This is a genomic window from Solidesulfovibrio fructosivorans JJ] (assembly GCF_000179555.1).
Taxonomy (GTDB): domain Bacteria; phylum Desulfobacterota; class Desulfovibrionia; order Desulfovibrionales; family Desulfovibrionaceae; genus Solidesulfovibrio; species Solidesulfovibrio fructosivorans.
The window spans coordinates 21,057-38,695 of the sequence record NZ_AECZ01000030.1; the positions used below are offsets into that span (position 1 = coordinate 21,057).

Below are 17,639 nucleotides of genomic sequence, written 5' to 3' on the forward strand. Positions count from 1 at the left end.
TTCAGCGCCCGAACGCGCCGCGTTGTCCTGTGGGCTCAATGCCGCAACGCCACCTGGGACAGATCCCACATGGGCAGGAAAATGGCCAAGGCGAAAAATCCCACCACGCCGGCCAGCCCCACGATCAAGACCGGTCCCAAGGCGTCGGACAGGCGTTTGACCGCATAGGCCACCTCGGCGTCGTAGTGTTCGCTTATGGCCGAAAGCATATCGTCGAGATTGCCCGACTCCTCGCCGACCGACACCATGGTCACCACCATGGGCGTGAAATACTTGGCCCGGGAAAGCGGCGCGGAAAGCCCCTGCCCGGTGCGGATCATATCCTGAACCCGCCTGAACTCCTTGGAAATCGCGGCGTTGCCGATGGTTTCGACCAGGATGTCAATGGTGGTCAGGACCGGCACGCCGCTCGATTGCAGGATAGCGAAAATGGAAGCGAAACGCGACATGGCCGCTTTCTGGAACAGTTTGCCGATGATCGGGATATGCAGGAAAAAGGCGTCACGCGCCACCTTGCCGCCTTCGGTCTTGAACCAGAAATACAGGGAGGCAATGACGGCGAGCACCCCGCCCAAAAGAGCGTACCAATAATGGGTGATAAAGACATTGAGGTACAGGGCTATGCGCGTGGGCAACGGCAGCTCCACGTGGGCGCTAGCGAAAATCTTGGCGAAAACCGGCACCACGAAGGTGAGCAGGAAAAAAAAGGCGCCGACAAGCGCGATCACCACCGTGAGGGGATACTGGAGCGCCGAACGGATGTCCGCGCGGACCTGGTGCTCGTGGGAAATGATGTAGATGAGCCGGTCGAGCACCTCCGGCAATGCGCCGGCCGTCTCGCCGGCCCGCACCATGCTGACGTAGAGCGGCGAAAAAACGCCTTTGTGCTCGGCCAGGGCCTCGGAAATGGAGGCGCCCTTCTTGACGTCGTCGGCCATGCGGCCGCAGATGCGCCGCAGTCGCGGGTTTTCCGTCTGCTGCTCCAGCACCTTGAGAATCTCGAGCATGGACAGGCCGGCCGCGAGCATCGTCTTGAACTGCTTGGTGAAAAGGATCAGCTCTTGCGGCTTGACCCGGGACAGCGCCACTTCGAGGGAGCTCAGCGTCCCGCGTCCCGTGCCGCCAAGCCCGCGCTGGACCGACACCGGGATATAGCCCATGGCGGACAGGCGGTTTTTCGCGCCGTCGGGGCTGTCGGCCTCGAGCACGCCCCGGATGGTGTTGCCGGCCTCGTTTATGGCCTCGTAGGAATATTGCGGCACGGCGCGACGTCCTTGTCAGGGGGCGGGAGCATCAGAGCATGACCGCCGAGGAAGCCTCCTCGAACGTGGTCTTGCCTTCCAGAATTTTCAGTCGCGCATCGTCCTGCAGCAGTTTCAGCCGTCCCGAGTCGGCGGCGAACCGGGTGATCTCCCGCGACGTGGCGCGCCGTGCCACCATCTCCTGGATGTCCTCGTCGAGGACCAGGATCTCGTAGAGTCCGACGCGTCCCTTGAAGCCCGAATCCCCGCACATGTAACAGCCCCGGCCGCGCATGAAAACCGCGCCCTGCGTGTTCTCCAGATTCCAGAACCGCAACACCTCGGGCTTTGGCGTGTAGGGCTCGGCGCAGTTGGGGCAGACCCGGCGCACCAGGCGCTGGGCGATGGAAACGACCAGCACCGAGGACACCAGAAACGGCTCGATGCCCATGTCCATAAGCCGCATGACCGCGCCGGCCGCGTCGTTGGTGTGCACGGTGGAAAGCACCTTGTGGCCGGTGAGCGCCGCCTGGGTGGCGATGGCGGCGGTTTCGGCGTCGCGAATTTCGCCCACCAGCACCACATCCGGGTCCTGGCGCAAGGTGGAGCGCAGGGCGCTGGCGAAGGTCATGCCGGCCCGGCGGTTGAGCTGCACCTGGCGCACGCCGTCCAGGCGGTACTCGACCGGGTCCTCAAGGGTGACGACGTTGATGTCGGGCCGGTTGATCTCGCGAAGCAGCGCGAAAAGCGTGGTGGACTTGCCCGAACCCGTCGGCCCGGTGGCCAGAAACATGCCGTAGGGCTTTTCCACCACCAGCCGGATCTTGGCCAGGTCGTCCGAGGAAAGGCCCAGGTCGGTGAGGAGCAGCCCGCCGGCGCTCATGTCCAAGAGGCGAAGAACCAGGTTCTCGCCGTGGATGGTCGGCAGGGTCGAGACGCGGATGTTGATTTCGCGTTTGTCGATGGCGACCGTGAAGCGGCCGTCCTGGGGCACGCGGCTGACGGCGATGTCGAGGTTGCCGAGGATCTTGATGCGCGAGACGATGGGCAGGATCATGGGCTTTGGCGGCGAAGGCACGGCCTTGAGCTTGCCGTCGATGCGCATGCGTATCTGCACCTGGTCGCGCTCGGGGCTTATGTGCACGTCGCTTGCGCCCTCGCGCACGGCCTGGGACAGAAGCGAATTGACGAAGCGCACCACCGGGGCCTCGCCGGCCATGTCCTCCAGGGAGCTGACCTGCACGTCCTCGGTCCCGCGCGCGACCGGCTGCGCCTCGTCGTCGCTCATGCTCTCGATGCTGTCGAGCACGCCTTCGATCCCGAGTCCCATGCCGTAAATGGCGCTGGTCAGGTGGCCGAGCTCCCGCTCGGTGCAGATGATGGGCTCCACCTCGCAGTTCTTGTAGATCTCGATGTCTTCTATGGAACTGACGTCGAGAGGGTCGGGCATGGCCACCCGGATGAGGTTGCCGGTCTTTTGCAGCGGCACGAGCCGCGCGCGCAGGGCCATTTCGGCCGGGATGACGGCGGCCAGGCTGGCGTCCACGGGAAAGCGCTCCGGCGTGTACTTGGAAAGCCCCATCTGGCGGCTTACGAGGTCGACGATGTCGGATTCCTTGACCGTCCCCTCGCGCACGAGCTGCTGCCCCAGCCGCAACCCGGCCCGCTTGCCGGCGGCAAGGGCCTGACGCAACTGGTCTTCGGTCACGAGTCCGGCGGAGACGAGCATCTCGCCAAGACGCAGGCGTTTTCTGGGCTCCATGGATCTTCCTTGGTCCGGCCGTCGCGGGGGCGCCGGCATGTTCACATCCTATGCGCGGCCGGTCCTTTCCCTGTCACGGCTGCAGCCTTTCGTCCAGGGCTACGGCTGACCGGGAAGCGGCGACGGCTGCCGTTCGGCCACCTGCCGGACGACGGCCTTGGCCGCCACAGCCCGGGTCACTGCCGGAGCGGGCCGGGAGGCCGCGCCGAGTTCCGTGAAATAGGTCGTGCCGGCCGGATAGCCGCCAAGGAGCACCGCCTTGGCCGCAAGCTCCCGGGGGAGGCCCGCCAGGGCCGCCTCCGCCGCCTCCTGATTGGGATACAAAACGGGCAGCACCACATCGTAGCGCAGGCTCGCGTCCGGCAGCCGGGTGCAGAAAAGCGAGAGTTCCGTCTTGTCTATGTGGCGGGAAATAAAAGTGTATCCCTTCTGTAGCCCGTCGACGCTGGCCACCTTGACCAGGTACGATCCCGCCGGAGGAGCGGCGGCTTCTATGGGCGGAAAGACCAGGGTTTCGCCGACCCGTATCGTGTTGAAGTGCTTGCCCGGATTGGCGACCGACAGTTGGGCCAGCACCTTCCTGCCGCCGTTGCCGTAGAGCCGCGCCGCCAGTTTGCTCACGCTCCAGCCCGGGCGCATGACGCAGGCCCCGATCCGGTCGGGCGCGGCCGCGTTTCCGGGAACGGGCATGGCCGGCGGCAATTCGGGCGAGGAGGCGGCCACGGCGGACGCCGCCGGCAGGGCGTCGTCCGGGGCGACCACGATGACGTTTTCCGAGGCGCTCGGCGGCAAGGCGGCGGCGGCCAGATCCAAGGCGGCGGCCAGATCCCGTCCCTGGCCCGCCTTTGGGGCCGGCGCGGCCGGGTTGGTCGGAGCCGGCGGCGCGGCGGCCGGGACCTCGACCGTGGCCGTTTGCGACGCGGCCGAAGCCGGGGTGTCGCCTGTGGCCGGCGAAACGGCTTCGGCCGGGGTCGGAGCCGGACCCGCGGCCTCCCCCGCCGGCGTTGGCGTCACGCCGCCGTGGGCGGCCAGAAGCGGCGCATCCGCCCCGGCGACGGCCGGCGCGGCCACGGGCGCGGCATTCGGGGCCGGCGTCCGCTCCCCGGAAGAAGCGGTCGTCGAAGGGGCGGTCAGGGTCGCGACCGCCCGGGTCAGGATATCCGCGCCGTGGCGCACGAACGGCGGCCGGCCGCTCGCCATGCCCACGACGATCAGCCCGGCCAGGGCGCAGCCGGCGGCAAGGCTTCCCCGGCGCAGCCACGCCGAAGCGCCCCCCCGCGACTCCCGGGCCGCCCGGCCGACCAGTCCCCAGCCGATGCGACGTCGGCCAAAGCCGACCGCAAGCAGCATGGACAGGTGGCAAAGGCGCACGATCTTGCGCGGATAGCCGCCGGTCAGGCGATGGATGCGGCGGCAGGCCAGGGCCGTGAAAACGGCCGGGGCCTGTCCGTCCGGGGAACACAGGGCCAGACGGGTTTCGATCATGCGCCGGGTCTGGGGCCTGTTAAGCGGCAAAAGCCGGTAGCGGAAATTGACCCGGTCCTCGAGGTTGGGCCGGGCGGCCAGCACGTCCTCGAACTCGTCTTGGGCGAAGATGACGATCTGCAGGAGCTTGTGCGTGTTGGTCTCGAAATTGAGCAGTTCGCGCAAAAGTTCCAGGCACGGCGGAGTGATCTTTTGCCCCTCGTCCACGATCAGGGCCACGATGCGCCGGCCGTCCTGGCCGCGCCTAAGCAGTTCGGCCTTGAGCGCCTCGCGCAAAAGCCCCGCGTCGCGCCCGAGCGACGCCGTGTCCAGGCCGAACAGCCGGGCCAGGGACAACAGAAAATCCTCGGGCGTGGCGTGGTAGGGGTCGTCGATAAAATGGACCTCGATGTCGTCGTCGCCGTCGAGCAGCCGGGTCAGTTCCCGGCCGAGCGTGGTCTTGCCCGTGCCCACCTCGCCGAGCACCACGTTGAGTCCGCGCCGCAGCCGCACGGCGATTTCCATGTGCTGCAGGCATTCCAGATGGGACGGGGCCCGGTAGAGCAGATCCGGGTCCGGAGAGTTGGAGAAGGGCTCGCAAGCGAGGCCCAGGGCCTGATAATAGCTCATGGCGCACTCCTTTAAGGTCTGGCGGCTTCGGCCGCGGCGACGGGCGAAAGGGCTTTCGGGTCGACGCGATCGGCCACGGGCGGCACCGGCGCGATGGGTTTTTCCTTGAGAATGATGGGCGTTATGAAAATAAGCATCTGTTCGCGCTCGACGCTCGAATTTTTGGATTTAAAGGCCCAGCCGAGCCCCGGGATGTCCCGCAGGAAGGGTACGCCGGAATTGCCGTCGGACACCGTATCGCGGACCAGCCCGGAGATGACGATGGTCTCGCGGTCCTCGACCACCAGGTTCGACTGGGTTTCGCGCTTGTAGATGTAGGGGTTGCCGTCCACGGTGCGCGAGGTGTCCACCTGGTCGTCCTTGACCGTGATCTTCATGCGCAGGTTGGTGCCGTCCACCACGTGGGGGAGGATTTCAAGCCGCAGGGTGGCGTTGGCGAACTGGACGTTGGTGCCGTTCTGGGAGGTGGAGGTGTAGGGCACGTCCATGCCGTTTTCCACGAAGGCCGTCTGGTTCTCCATGGTGGTGATGGTGGGGCTGGCCAGGATTTTCACCTTATTATCCTCGGCCAGGGCGGTGAGCTGGGCTTCCAGCACGTTTTCGCCGATCTTGCCGAACAGGAAGTTGACCCCGGCGCCGGCGGCCCCAAGGCCCGAGGCCGTGGTCAGGGAATTGGTCAGGGCCGGATAGTTGAGGCCAAAACCGTTGCCGGACGAGCCGCCGGGGAAGATCGGGCTCGTCACGTTGCTGAGGCTCGAGCTGCCGGTATTGGCGTTGGAAACGCTGCCGGAACCGGTGAGAGTCGAACCGGAGGACGCGGCGTTGGCCGATGTCATGCCGTTATTGCCCGCCGTCATGGAGGTCGAGGTGGTGGCCTGTTGGGCCGGAGACATCCGGAAGTTGGAGCCCTTGAGCACCCCGCCCCACTGCACGCCGAGGGCCTGGGCCGTGTTCCGGTCGGTCTGCACGATAAAGGCCTTGAGCTTGACCTGGGGACGCGGCTTGTCGAGCTCTTCGATGAGCGCCACCAGTTTTTTCGCATCGGCCTCCGGGGCCTGGATGATGATGGAATTGCTGTGCTGGTCCGGCACGATGGAACAGTTGAGCTGGCCTGGCCGATGTCCGCCCTGGCCTTGCAGCTTGATGGTGTCGTTGGCGGAGCGGTCCGGCGTGATGTTGCGGACGGTCTGGCCGACGGGGGTCTGCGGCTTGGCCTGCTGCCCGGGCATGGTCGCGCCGGACGCCCCGCACATGGCCGAAAGCGTGGCGTACATCTTGGAAAGCTCGGCGTAATTGATCTCGACCCGGGCCGTGACGTCGGGTTCGAGCTCCCTGGCCCTGGCCGCTTCGGCCGCCACCTTGTTCGTCGCTTCCTTGAGCTTTTGCTGCTGCTCCATGTCGGCCACGGTCATCACGCGGATGATGTCGCCTTCCACCGAATAGGTCAGGCCGTTGGAGGCCAGGATGCTTTTGAAGGTCTCGTCCCAGGGGGCGTCGGCCACGTTGACGTTGATGCGCATCCCCTTGCCCTGCTGGCCCTCGCCGGCGCCGGTGGCGCCCGGAATCGACGAGGAAAGCACCACGTTCTGGTTGGCCGCCCGGGCCATGGCCCGCACCACGGCCACCAGGTCCGTGTCGTACATGCGCAGCGTCATCTTCTGGGTGGGCAACGGCCGCGCCGGCTTCTCCGGGGCCTTGTCCTTCTTGGTGTCGATGGCCGCCTTCTTGAATTCGATCCGCCGCGGATGGCTCGACGGGGAGTACCCCTCCGACTGGACGGCCCGCGCATCCCAATGCTCGATAAAGGCATCCTTGTGCGGCTTCTTCACGCATCCCGGAGCGGCCAGGGACACCGTCAAAAGCGCGGCCAGCACGGCCCTGCCCCACTTCTCCGCATTCATGACGCGACCTCGCATACGCATTCTCCCATCCCGCCCGGCGTGAAGCGCCATGGCTTAACGCCCCTGCCGGGCATCCTGTCCCTCGTAGGGAATCGTCACCTGCTGCCCGTTGGCCAGACTTTCCAGCACCACCTGGTCCGGGGCGATGGAAACGACCTTGTAGCCGCCGCCTTCCAGGGCGTCGCCGGCCTGGTATTCCATGCCGTCCAAGACGGCCAATTTGCCGCTGCCAAGCTCCACGTATCCCGAATAGCGGGGCAGGACCGCATGTTGTACGGGTCCCCGCCCGGACAGCGGCTTGTCGTAAAAAGCCGTTGCCGGCCATTTTCTCCCGATGGCCGAGACCAGCGAGATCGTGGCCGGGCTCAGATCCGAATCCTTGATGGCGCGCAGCATGTTCGCGGCCTGGGCGGCGTCGCCGGAGGCGGGCTTGGGCGCGGTCTGGCGCGAGGGCCGGTCAAGGGTGATCCAAAGCCCGAGCACGGCCGTAACGCAGACCGCCGCCAACAGGATTTTCTCGCGTTTGCTCATCGCCCACCCCGCCTACTTGATCGCCAGCCAGCATTTCATGGCGTATTCGCGCCCCTGCTCGCCGGCCACGGTGGAGACCGACTCCACCGTGACCAGGGGCCCATAGCGGCCAAGGGTCAGCATGAACTCCCGAAACGCCTCCGCCGGCCCGGACAATCCGAGCCGCACCGCGAGCAGCCCCTTTCGCGTCACCGAGGAAGGGTCCGGGGAAACGCGCGTCAGCCGAAGCCCGAGCGGCGTGACCATGTCGCCGAAAATCGTGTTGAGCCGGCCCACATCGGAAAGAGGCAACGAGCCCTTGCCGCCCACCGGGCCGACCTGGCGCAAATGCTCCCGGGCCTGCTTGAGTAGTTCGATGGCCGGCGCGAACTGGCGGCGCAGGGCCAGCGACGAGCGCAGGTGCTCGATGTCGCGCCTCAGTTCCCCGGCGGCGTGGTAATCCGGCACGATGAAAACCGCCATGAACCCCGCCGCGATGACCGCGCCCGCGACCAGAAAACCCACGGTGCGGGGAGGCAGACGGCGTTTGATCTCCGCAAGATTCATGGCCTAGTCCCCGGGAAGCTCAATGCCGATGACGTAGCGCAGGCCCGAAGCGCCGTCGGCAAGGGGTTCCACTTCGCTTTTTTTCACCGTGACGTTTTCGAAAAGGGGCTCGCCTTCGAGGGCCACCACATAACTGGCCAACATCGAGTCGAACAGGCGGGCGTCGCCGGTAATCATGCCGTCGATGACCAGCCGTCCCGTCGCCGCCGCCGCCGCGCCCTTGGCCCTTTTGCCGTTTTTCTTGCCCGACTCGCGCGGCGCGCCGAGCTCGGTGGTCAGCGTGCCGACGCCAACCCCGTCCGGAGCCAGGGCCAGGGCCCGTTCCCAGAGCCCCACCGCGCGGTTGCGGGCGGCAAAGGCGTGCAGCTTCTCCCGCTTGACGCGAAGATCGTCCGCCATCCGCGACAGGGAGACCACATCCACCTCGCCGCCGAGAGAAGCCAGCTCCGCGCGCAGCCCGTCCCGTTCCCGGGTGAGCGCGCGGCGGGTGGAAGCGGCGTCGAAGGAAAAAAAGGCCATGGCCGCCAGCACCACGGCCAGGATGATCAGCGTCCACTGTTCGAGCTGGTGGGAAATCCGGGCGGACGCCTTTTCCTTGTAGGTGAAAAACACGCTCGGCGTGACGTCCACATCGGCGAAGGCCAGCCCCAGGGCCTGGGTCCAGGCCGTTGCGGGCAGCATCCAGTCGTTTACAAGCGGCACCCTGGGGACACGCGCGCCCAGCAGATCGAGAGGGGAGCAGCGAAGTCCGGTCTGTTCCCCGATATAGCGCACGAACGCCTTGCTGCCGCCCAAAAGGCCCGACACCGTCAACTGCGTCACCGCGTCATAGCCGAGGGATTCGCGGTAATGCTTGAGGGTCATCTCCACCTGGCGCACCAGGCGCGAGGCCACGGGCTCGAGCATGCCCATGACGTCTTCGGGATTGAGCCCCATGCCGGGATGGCAGGCGTCCAGGTCCTCGCAGCCGTAAACGATGCTCCAGAAAAGCTCCCGGGCCTGTTTCTTGGTCACACGCGGCCGATCCGCCTCGTCGGCGGTGCGGCCGCCGGAGGCGTTTTCCGGTTCTGGCTCGAGTTCGAGCACCAGTCCCTGACCGGCGCTCCCCCCGTCATCCAGGTCCAGGAGCGTCTCCTCGGCCGCGCCGGGGGCCAAGGCCATGCCCTGCTCCGACACGGGCGGCGGCGTGGCGGACAGATTCGCCTCCAGGGCCTCCTGCACGGCCTGCTCCATGCCGGACATGGACGTCTTGATGACCCGCACGAACATCAAATTGCCGTTGTTGAAAATTTCCAGGCGCGACCAGTTCTGGCCGATATGCAGATTGGCCGTGGCCCCCTCGGCCCCCGACAGGACACGGCGGCGAAAAAAATTCTGGTGGGCAAAGGATTCGAGGGTGAGCCCGGCCAGGGGAAACCCGGCCTTGACGAAATCCGACCGAAGCGCCTCGGCGGCCTCGCGCTGGGCGGTGTAGGCCAGAGCCCCAAGACGCGCCATGCCTTTTTCGGTCGTCTCGCCCCGACGCTCGAAGTCGAAGATCACCGCGGCCTCGTCAAAGGCCATTTCCTTTTTGGCCGTCCAGAACACCGCGTTGTCCACCTGCCCGGAGGACACCTTGGGGATGGTCACGAATTGGATGTTGGCCCGGGAACTCTGGTCCCCGGCCCAGACGCGCGGGAGCGGCCCGGGGCCGCACAACTCGGTCAGCGCGCGGCGAAGCAGCTCCGCAAAGCCCGCCTTGCCCGGCGCGACGCCGGCCGGCACGGGAACGACCACGGCCCCAAGCACCTCGAACCCGGCATCATGGCCACGGACCTTGATGCAGGTCAGCCGCGTCGGCGCGATGTCCACGCCGACCGAAACGGCCTTGCCGAAGGGAAAACGGCGCGGGCCCCGGACGGATTTGCGCTCCGGGGGGGCACTCGCCGCCGTTTTCCCGCCCGGCCGGCGGATCATCTCCAGCAGCCGCTGGTTCGGCGTGGTTGCTTTTTTCTTGGCCATCATCGTTGTCCGTGTTGGGAGTGCGGTATCGCGGCCTAATCCTGCAGACGCGTCAGCCGCGACACTTCGTCATGGCTGATGCGCCAGCCCCGCCCGACCTTGACCCCGTGCAGGGTGTGGCCCTTGATGAATTTGCGCACCGTCTGGTCGCTGCATTTGAGCAGCCTGGCCACTTCCTGCACCGTGTAGGTTTCCTTGATTTCTCCCACGTGTTCCCGCATGGCGCATCGCTCCTTATCGCTATCTAACGATACTTACGGTCGGCTCGGGCCAAAAAAAAACCGGATGCGCGCCCAACGCGCGTCCCATCCGTTCCACTTTTTTATTTCCCGCACCCAACCGTTTCATTTCATCAATCTCCCCGGCGGACCTTCCCTCCGCCGCTTGGATCGTAACCTTTCAATTTCCCGAGACTTCTTCAAAAGGAGCCGTTCGGGCCACCTCTAATCTTACAAAAGCCGTGCCCAACGGAGCCGGCGTCCACGCGGCGATTCCAAAACCACCGGCCTTGATGCTAGGGTGGGGCGGAGGCAAGACCCCAACAACACGGCGGACCCATGGCCCAAATCGACGCGTTTTTTCAGATGCTCAAGGAAACCGGCGCCTCGGACCTGCATCTTTCCAGCGGAGCCCAGCCGGTGCTGCGCATCAACGGCCGGCTCGAGCGCATCAAATACAAGACCCTCGAAAACGAGGAATTAAAGGCCCTGCTCTACGAGATCGCCCCGGAACGGCTGGTCAAGTCCTACGAGGAGACGGGCGACCTCGATTTCGCCTACGCCTCGCCCGGCATCGGGCGTTTTCGGGCCAACTACTTCCGTCAGGAACGCGGCGCGGCCGCCGCCTTTCGGGCCATCCCCGAAACCGTGCCCACGCTTGCCGACCTGGGCCTGCCCGATATCCTGGCCGAGCTGGCCTTGCGGCCCAAGGGGCTGGTCCTGGTCACCGGGCCCACGGGCTCGGGCAAATCCACCACGCTCGCCGCCATGGTGCGCCACGCCGCCGAGAACCGGCGCGACCACATCATCACCATCGAGGACCCCATCGAGTTCGTGCACGCCCCGGCGGCGGCGCTCGTCAACCAGCGCGAGGTGGGGCGCGACACGAAAAGCTTCGCCGCCGCCTTGCGCGGAGCCCTGCGCGAGGACCCGGACATCATCCTGGTCGGCGAAATGCGCGACATGGAGACCATCGAGCTGGCCCTGGAAGCGGCCGAGACCGGCCATCTGGTGCTCTCGACCCTGCACACCGTGTCCGCCGCCAAGACCATCGACCGCATCATCGACGTGTTTCCCGGCGACCGGCAGCCGCAGATCCGCTCGGCCCTGTCCGAATCCCTGTCGGCCGTGATCTCCCAGGTGCTCTTCACGCGCGCCGACGCCCCGGGCCGGGTGCTGGCCCAGGAAATCCTTCTGGCCAACACGGCCGTGCGCAACATCATCCGGGAAAACAAGGTGTTCCAGCTCTACTCGGTCATGGAGACGGGCAAGAAGCAGGGCATGCGCACCCTGGACGAAGCCATGCTCGACCTGCTGGCCGCCGGACGCATCGACGGCCTCGACGCCTGGAGAAACGCCTTCAACAAGACGCGATTCGCCGACGTGGCCCCGAAAACGGCGGGCCGGGAGGCCTGATCGCCATGCCCCGCCGCCTGCTCGACGCCGTTGTCGGCGAAGCCCTGGGCCAAGCCCCGGCCGCCTCGGACTACATTTTCACCGCCCGGTCCCCGGCCGGAGCCCTCGTCGACGGCGCGTTCACCCCGCTTTGCCTGGCCGGACTCGCCGGCCCCCTCGCCCCGGCCCAGACCGAAGCCCTGGTGCGGGGGCTTGTGGGCACGGACGCCCGGCTCGTCGCCGACCTGCGCGCCCGGGGCGGCTGCGACGCGGCCTACCGCCACCCGACCGGCGTGCGCTTCCGGGTCAACGCCTACCGGGCCGGGGACTGCCTGGGGCTGGTGCTGCGCCGCCTGCCGGACGCCCCGCCGGCCCTTGCCGCCCTTGGGCTGCCGCCGGTTTTCACGGGCATGGCCGCACTCGCCGAAGGGCTGGTGCTGGTGGTCGGGGCCACGGGCTCGGGCAAATCCACCACCCTCGCCGCCCTGACCGCCGCCATCCTGGCCGCCCGGGCCGTGCACGTGGTCACCCTGGAAGACCCGGTGGAAAACCTTTTCGCTCCCGGACGCGGCGTGGTCAGCCAGCGGGAGCTGGGCACGGATTTCCCGGATTTCGCCGACGGCATCCGCTCCGCCCTGCGCCAGGCCCCCCATGTGATCCTCGTCGGCGAGGCCCGCGACCGGGAGACCGTGGACGCGGCCCTCGGCGCGGCCGAAACCGGGCACCTCGTCCTCACCACCCTGCACACGGCCGACTGCGCCGGCGCGGTGGAGCGGCTGCTGGCCTTTTTCGGCCCCAGCGAACAGACCCTGGCCCGGCAACGCCTGGCCGCGAGCCTGCGCTACGTGGCGGCCCAGCGGCTGCTGCCGCGCGTCGGCGGCGGACGGGCCGTGTCCGTGGAGGTCCTGGCCGCGACGCTTCGCACCCGGGACCGCATCCGCGCGCCCAAGGAACAGGGCCTGGGTTTTTCCGACATTCTGGAACAAGGCGAGCCCTACGGCATGGTCACCTTCGACGCCTCCACGGCGGCCCTTTACGCCGCCGGGACCATCACCGAGGAAACGGCCATGGCCCGGGCCTCGGACCGGGCCGCGCTGGCCCGCGCCCTGGACGCGGTAAAGGCCGGACGGGGCCTTCCCGTCTCCTCCATCACCGGGCTTTCCCTGGACGCGCCGCCGCCGGAGGCCCCCGAAACGGAGAAGCCGTCATGACCGGCGGGACCGTCATCACCTGCCCCTGCGGCGGCCACGCGCTGACGCTCGCCCCGGACAAACCGCCTGTCGGCGGCCGGGCGGCGTTCACCTGTCCGGCCTGCGGCATGCGCCGCACATTTACCCGCACCGCGACCGGAGCGGTCTTCGAAGACGCGGGGAAGGCCTTGGGCGCGCCGTCCCCGGCTCCGGCGGCCGGGCAGACGCCCGAAGTGACGCCCCTGCCCGATCCCCGGCCCGTGCCCCCGGGGGCGCGCCTGATCCTCGTCGCCCTGGGTGACGCGCCCTGGCGGCAGGCCCTGGACGCGGCCTTTCCGGCCCCCGCCTGGCATGCGCTCGATGCCGCGCCCGAGCCGGACCAGAACCGGGCCGATGTGGCCGGATTGCTTCCGGCCATGGTCGTGGCCACGGACGGACCGGCCGCCCGGGAACTGCTCGACGCCGTGGGCGCGCTTACCGGCCGGCAGCGGGAACGGCTCGCCGTTTTCCTGGTGGGGGAATTTACCGAGGGCGACGCGACGGCCGCCTTCGCCGCCGGGGCCGATGCGGTCCTTGACGGCCGCGTCGCCGAAAACATCGCGGGCAGGCTGGCCGCCGCCTGGGAGCGCCGAAGCGCCCTGCCCTCCCTTTTTACCGCTCCTTAAGGACGCCCAATGGACCGTATCGCGGCCCTGCTCGTACACCCCGATCCCGAAGTCCGCACCGCCCTGCGCCAGGGGCTGGCGGAAGCGGATTTCATCCGGGTGCTCGGCGAGGCCGTGGACGCCTACGAGGCGTCGGAACTGTTGCGGGCCATTCCCTACGGGCTCCTTTTTTGCGGCGTGGACCTGCCGGGCGAGGTGGGCGGCTTCGAGCTGGCCCAGGCGCTGACAGCTGCCAAGCGCCAGCCCGGGCTGGTCTTTATCGCCACGGACGAATCCCGGGCCTTCGCGGCCTTCGAACTCGGCGCGGCGGACTATCTGCTGTGGCCCTTTTCCCCCCAACGCATCGCCCAGACCCTGGAGCGGCTTTCCCGCTACAAGCCGGCCTTTCGCGAGGCCCCGCCGCCCCAGTGGCGGCCCGCCGCCGCCCCGGCCGCCCTGGACGACGACCCCGAGGGCGAACGGACCGTGCAGCTCCCCCTGGAAGGCGAGGAGGAGGACCGCTTCCTCTCGGCCCTGCGTCAGGCCTGGGACACGGGCTCCGAGCGGCCGGTGGACATCGAAAAGCTCCCCATCACCTTCGACGGCCGCACCATCCTCATGCCCTACACCCAGATTCTTTTCATCGAGGCCTACGAGGACTACTCCTTCGTCCACACCGCCACCAAAAAGCTTCTGACCTCGTACCGCCTCAAAAACCTCGAGGAACGGCTGCGGCCCCACCGCTTTTTCCGGGTGCACCGCAAATACCTCGTCAACCTGGACCAAGTGACGGAGATCGCCACCCTGCCCGGCGGCAACTTCATGCTGCGCACCGCCGGCAAGACGCGCATCGAACTGCCCATCGGCCGCCGCCGCATCGGCGAGCTCAAGCAGATTCTCGGCTTGTAAGGGAACGCGTTTTGCCGCCAAGGAGGATACCGATGCCGACGACCGAGACCCCAGGCGCGCCGCCTGCGGAAGAGCGCGTGTTCCGGCCGGCCCCGTCCACGGTCATCGAGGCCAACGTCAAGCCGGCCGAACTGGTCGAGGCCTACCGGCTGGCCGCGGCCGACCACCCGGGCTACTGGGAGCAGGCGGCCCTCGAACTCGAATGGCACCGCAAATGGGACGCCGTGCTCGACGACTCGCGCCCCCCGGTCTACCGCTGGTTTCCCGGGGCCCGCACCAACATCGTGCACAACGCCCTGGACCGCCACGTCCATATCTGGACCAAGAACAAGCTGGCGCTCATCTGGGAGGGCGAGGCCGGAGACTGCCGCAAATTCACCTATTTCGAGCTCTACCGCGAGGTCAACCGGCTGGCCGGGGCGCTCCGGGCGCTCGGCGTCGGGCGCGGCGACCGGGTGTGCCTGTACATGCCGCCCATCCCCGAAACCGTGGTCGCCATGCTGGCCACGGCCAAAATCGGGGCCGTGCACGTCTTCGTCTTCGCCGGCTATGCGGCCAAATTCCTGCGCGAACGCGTGAACGAGGCCGGGGCCAAGGTGCTCGTCACGGCCGACGGCTTCTACCGCGGCGGCAAGCTTATAAACCTCAAGGCCGTGGTGGACGAGGGCCTCGCCGACGCCAGGCCGGACGTGGCCGAGACGGTGGTGGTCGTGCGCCGCACCGGGGGCGACATCGACATGCAGGAGCCCCGCGACCTGTATTACCACGACCTGCTGCGCCAGGAATCGCCCGAAGCGGCGACCGAGATCATGGAGGCCGGGGAGCCGCTTTTCTGGCTGCCCACCTCCGGCACCACCGGCAAGCCCAAGTCCGTGGTGCACAGCCACGGCGGCTACATGGTCGGCGCGCACCACACCTTCCGCACCGTTTTCGACATCAAGCCGACGGACATCCATTTCTGCACCGCCGACCCGGGCTGGATCACCGGCCATACCTACGGCGTCTACGGGCCGCTTTTGACCGGGGCCACGGTCATCCTCTACGAAGGCCACCCCCTCTATCCCCAGGCCGACCGCCTGCCGGCCATCATCGAGCGCTACGGGGCCACCATCTTTTACGCCACCCCGACGCTCATCCGCATGCTCATGCGCTACGGGCCGCAGTATCCCAAAAACCGCGACATCTCGACACTGCGCCTTCTCGGCAGCGTGGGCGAGCCCCTCGGCCCCGACGCCTGGATGTGGCTCTACAAGCACATCGGCCGCTCCAACTGCCCGGTCCTCGACACCTGGTGGCAGACCGAAACGGGCATGGCCATGCTCTCGCCCATGCCGATCTCCCTGCTCAAGCCCGGTTCCGTGGGCAAGGCCCTGCCCGGCGTCGCCGCCGACGTGGTGGACGAAGACGGCCGGCCCGTGCCCCCGGGCCAAAGCGGTTTTCTGGTCCTTGGCAAACCCTGGCCCGGCATGCTCACCGGCCTGGCCGGCGACGACGCGGCCTACGCCGCCTATTGGGAAAAGATCCCGGGCGTCTATTTCGCCGGCGATCTGGCCCGGCGCGACGAGGACGGCTATTTCTGGATCCAGGGCCGGGCCGACGACGTGCTCAACATCGCCGGCCACCGCATCGGCACTGCCGAAGTGGAGGCGGCGCTTTGCTCCCACCGCTTCGTGGCCGATGCGGCCGTGATCGGGCTGCCGGACAAGATCAAGGGCGAGGTGGCCAAGGCCTTCGTGGTGCCCTCACCCCAGTGGCAGGAGGCCTACGCCGACGCCGACGCCTTCGCCTCGGACCTGCGCGCCCACGTGCGCCGCGAACTCGGCCCCATCGTCATCGTGCGGGCGGTCGCGCTGCGCGAAAGCCTGCCCCGCACGCATAGCGGCAAGATCCTGCGGCGCGTGCTGCGGGAGGAGGAGGAAGCCGGGGGGAAACTTTTCTGAAGAAAAGTTTCCCCCCGGACCCCCTTTCAAAAGACTTCTAATGGTTACGGGATGTTACCCGCAACAATCAGTCAAATTATAAAATTTAGGAAGGGGAGAGCGCGAGAGGGGACAACCCTTTTTAAAGGGTTTCCCCTCTCGCACATTCTCCTTGAGGTAACAATATCGTGACTGTGGTTGTGCCGGTAGCGTCGGAGGTTTCCATGCGCACGCCGCCGCCGTGGGCTTCGGCGATAAGCCGCGTGGAGTAGGTTCCGAGTCCGGTGCCGTCCATTTTGCCCGACGTGGCATACTTCGCAAAAAAGCGTTCCCGCATGTCCGCCGGCACCACGCCCTGGTTGGTGACGGCTATTTCGGCCGGATCGCCCGGGCGCAGAGCGACCGTGACCACGCCGTTTTCCGGCGAGGCTTCCAGCGCGTTTTTCAGGCAATTGGCCAGCATGGTGTGGAAAAGCAGCCGCTCGGCCGTGAGCATGGCCGGCGTCTTGCCGTCGTCCGGGCTGCCGGCCACGGTCAGAGTCAGCACATTGTGCTTGTCGCCGGCAACGCCCGCCGCCTCCGCGAAAAGACGCCGCACCACGGCCGCCGCGTCCATGGGCTCGGGACGCAGCGCATACGTCCCGCGCTCCATCTTGAACAGGTCCAGGGACTGGTTGATCATGGAGAGCATCTTGAGGCCGCTTTCCTCGATCAGGCGCACGAACATGGCCTGGGTGTCGCTGAGATTCCCCTCGTCCAGGATCAGCGGCGGCAGGCCGATGATGCCTGTCAACGGGGCCTTGAGGTCGTGACGCATGATGCGGTCCACATCCTCGCGCAGCTTGGCCGCCTCGGTCAGGGCCGCGTTTTGCCGGGCGAGTTCCTCCCGGGCCGCGCGCAGTTCCAGGTGGTTTTTCACCCTGGCCCGCACCACGGCCGGGCTCGCCGGCTTGGCGATGTAGTCCACGGCGCCGAGCGAGAGCCCGTAGGCCTCGTCCTCGGGCGCGAACTTGGCGGTGACGAAGATGATCGGAATACCGGCCGTGGCCGGATCGGCCTTCAAGCGGCGGCAGACTTCGTAGCCGTCCATGTCGGGCATGACGACGTCGAGGAGGATGATATCCGGGGGAAGGCGCCGGGCGAGGTCCAGGGCATCCACGCCCCGGGCGGCCACGCGGATGTCGTGCCCGTCGCGCAGGGACTCGGCCAGCACCCGGATATTGGCCGGCACGTCGTCCACGATGAGCACGGAGGGTCGCTTGTCGGTGTCGGACATGGGGTTCGGGTC

General features: G+C 67.4%; 14 protein-coding genes. 5 read left to right on the plus strand and 9 right to left on the minus strand.

Features of this window, described 5'->3' with window-relative positions:
* Window positions 1-35: 35 nt before the first annotated feature.
* The 8 genes from DESFRDRAFT_RS16560 to DESFRDRAFT_RS16595 all read right to left on the minus strand — a co-directional run bounded on the left by DESFRDRAFT_RS16560 (window position 36) and on the right by DESFRDRAFT_RS16595 (window position 10,297).
* Window positions 36-1,262, minus strand: a complete 1,227-nt coding sequence (locus tag DESFRDRAFT_RS16560) for a type II secretion system F family protein (RefSeq protein WP_005995837.1) — start codon at window positions 1,260-1,262, stop codon at window positions 36-38.
* A 31-nt stretch (window positions 1,263-1,293) separates the two neighbouring features.
* Entirely contained in the window at window positions 1,294-3,003 is a 1,710-nt protein-coding gene (locus DESFRDRAFT_RS16565) for a GspE/PulE family protein (protein WP_005995840.1), read from the minus strand.
* A 99-nt stretch (window positions 3,004-3,102) separates the two neighbouring features.
* Window positions 3,103-5,097 carry an ExeA family protein gene (locus tag DESFRDRAFT_RS23155; protein WP_005995842.1) on the minus strand — a complete coding sequence of 665 codons (1,995 nt, stop codon included), beginning with the start codon at window positions 5,095-5,097 and terminating at the stop codon, window positions 3,103-3,105.
* An 11-nt stretch (window positions 5,098-5,108) separates the two neighbouring features.
* Window positions 5,109-7,013 carry a secretin N-terminal domain-containing protein gene (locus DESFRDRAFT_RS16575; RefSeq protein ID WP_233489637.1) on the minus strand — a complete coding sequence of 635 codons (1,905 nt, stop codon included), beginning with the start codon at window positions 7,011-7,013 and terminating at the stop codon, window positions 5,109-5,111.
* A gap of 39 nt (window positions 7,014-7,052) precedes the next feature.
* On the minus strand, window positions 7,053-7,529 hold the full coding sequence (locus tag DESFRDRAFT_RS16580; RefSeq protein ID WP_005995846.1) for a hypothetical protein: 477 nt from the start codon (window positions 7,527-7,529) through the stop codon (window positions 7,053-7,055).
* A gap of 12 nt (window positions 7,530-7,541) precedes the next feature.
* Complete coding sequence (locus DESFRDRAFT_RS16585; RefSeq protein WP_005995848.1) at window positions 7,542-8,075, minus strand: hypothetical protein; 534 nt, start codon at window positions 8,073-8,075, stop codon at window positions 7,542-7,544.
* Between the two features lie 3 nt (window positions 8,076-8,078).
* Entirely contained in the window at window positions 8,079-10,076 is a 1,998-nt protein-coding gene (locus tag DESFRDRAFT_RS16590; protein WP_005995851.1) for a type IV pilus biogenesis protein PilM, read from the minus strand.
* Between the two features lie 35 nt (window positions 10,077-10,111).
* Entirely contained in the window at window positions 10,112-10,297 is a 186-nt protein-coding gene (locus tag DESFRDRAFT_RS16595) for a helix-turn-helix domain-containing protein (protein ID WP_005995853.1), read from the minus strand.
* A 336-nt stretch (window positions 10,298-10,633) separates the two neighbouring features.
* Between DESFRDRAFT_RS16595 and DESFRDRAFT_RS16600 the strand changes: the two genes are divergently transcribed.
* The 5 genes from DESFRDRAFT_RS16600 to acs are packed head-to-tail and all read left to right on the plus strand — an operon-like array spanning window position 10,634 to window position 16,372.
* Window positions 10,634-11,710, plus strand: coding sequence for a type IV pilus twitching motility protein PilT (locus DESFRDRAFT_RS16600; RefSeq protein ID WP_005995855.1), 1,077 nt, complete (start codon window positions 10,634-10,636; stop codon window positions 11,708-11,710).
* 5 nt (window positions 11,711-11,715) lie between these two features.
* Window positions 11,716-12,900: a type IV pilus twitching motility protein PilT gene (locus DESFRDRAFT_RS16605; RefSeq protein WP_005995857.1), complete on the plus strand. Its 1,185-nt coding sequence runs from the start codon at window positions 11,716-11,718 to the stop codon at window positions 12,898-12,900.
* Entirely contained in the window at window positions 12,897-13,544 is a 648-nt protein-coding gene (locus DESFRDRAFT_RS16610; protein WP_005995859.1) for a hypothetical protein, read from the plus strand. The genes DESFRDRAFT_RS16605 and DESFRDRAFT_RS16610 overlap by 4 nt, the downstream gene beginning before the upstream one ends.
* A 9-nt stretch (window positions 13,545-13,553) precedes the next feature.
* Window positions 13,554-14,432, plus strand: coding sequence for a LytR/AlgR family response regulator transcription factor (locus tag DESFRDRAFT_RS16615; RefSeq protein WP_005995862.1), 879 nt, complete (start codon window positions 13,554-13,556; stop codon window positions 14,430-14,432).
* Window positions 14,433-14,464: 32 nt separating this feature from the next.
* A complete protein-coding gene (gene acs, locus DESFRDRAFT_RS16620) occupies window positions 14,465-16,372 on the plus strand; it encodes an acetate--CoA ligase (RefSeq protein ID WP_005995864.1) in 1,908 nt (635 codons plus the stop codon).
* A gap of 121 nt (window positions 16,373-16,493) precedes the next feature.
* Here acs and DESFRDRAFT_RS16625 read toward each other — a convergent pair whose 3' ends face one another.
* Window positions 16,494-17,627, minus strand: a complete 1,134-nt coding sequence (locus DESFRDRAFT_RS16625; protein ID WP_005995865.1) for a hybrid sensor histidine kinase/response regulator — start codon at window positions 17,625-17,627, stop codon at window positions 16,494-16,496.
* Window positions 17,628-17,639: the final 12 nt, after the last annotated feature.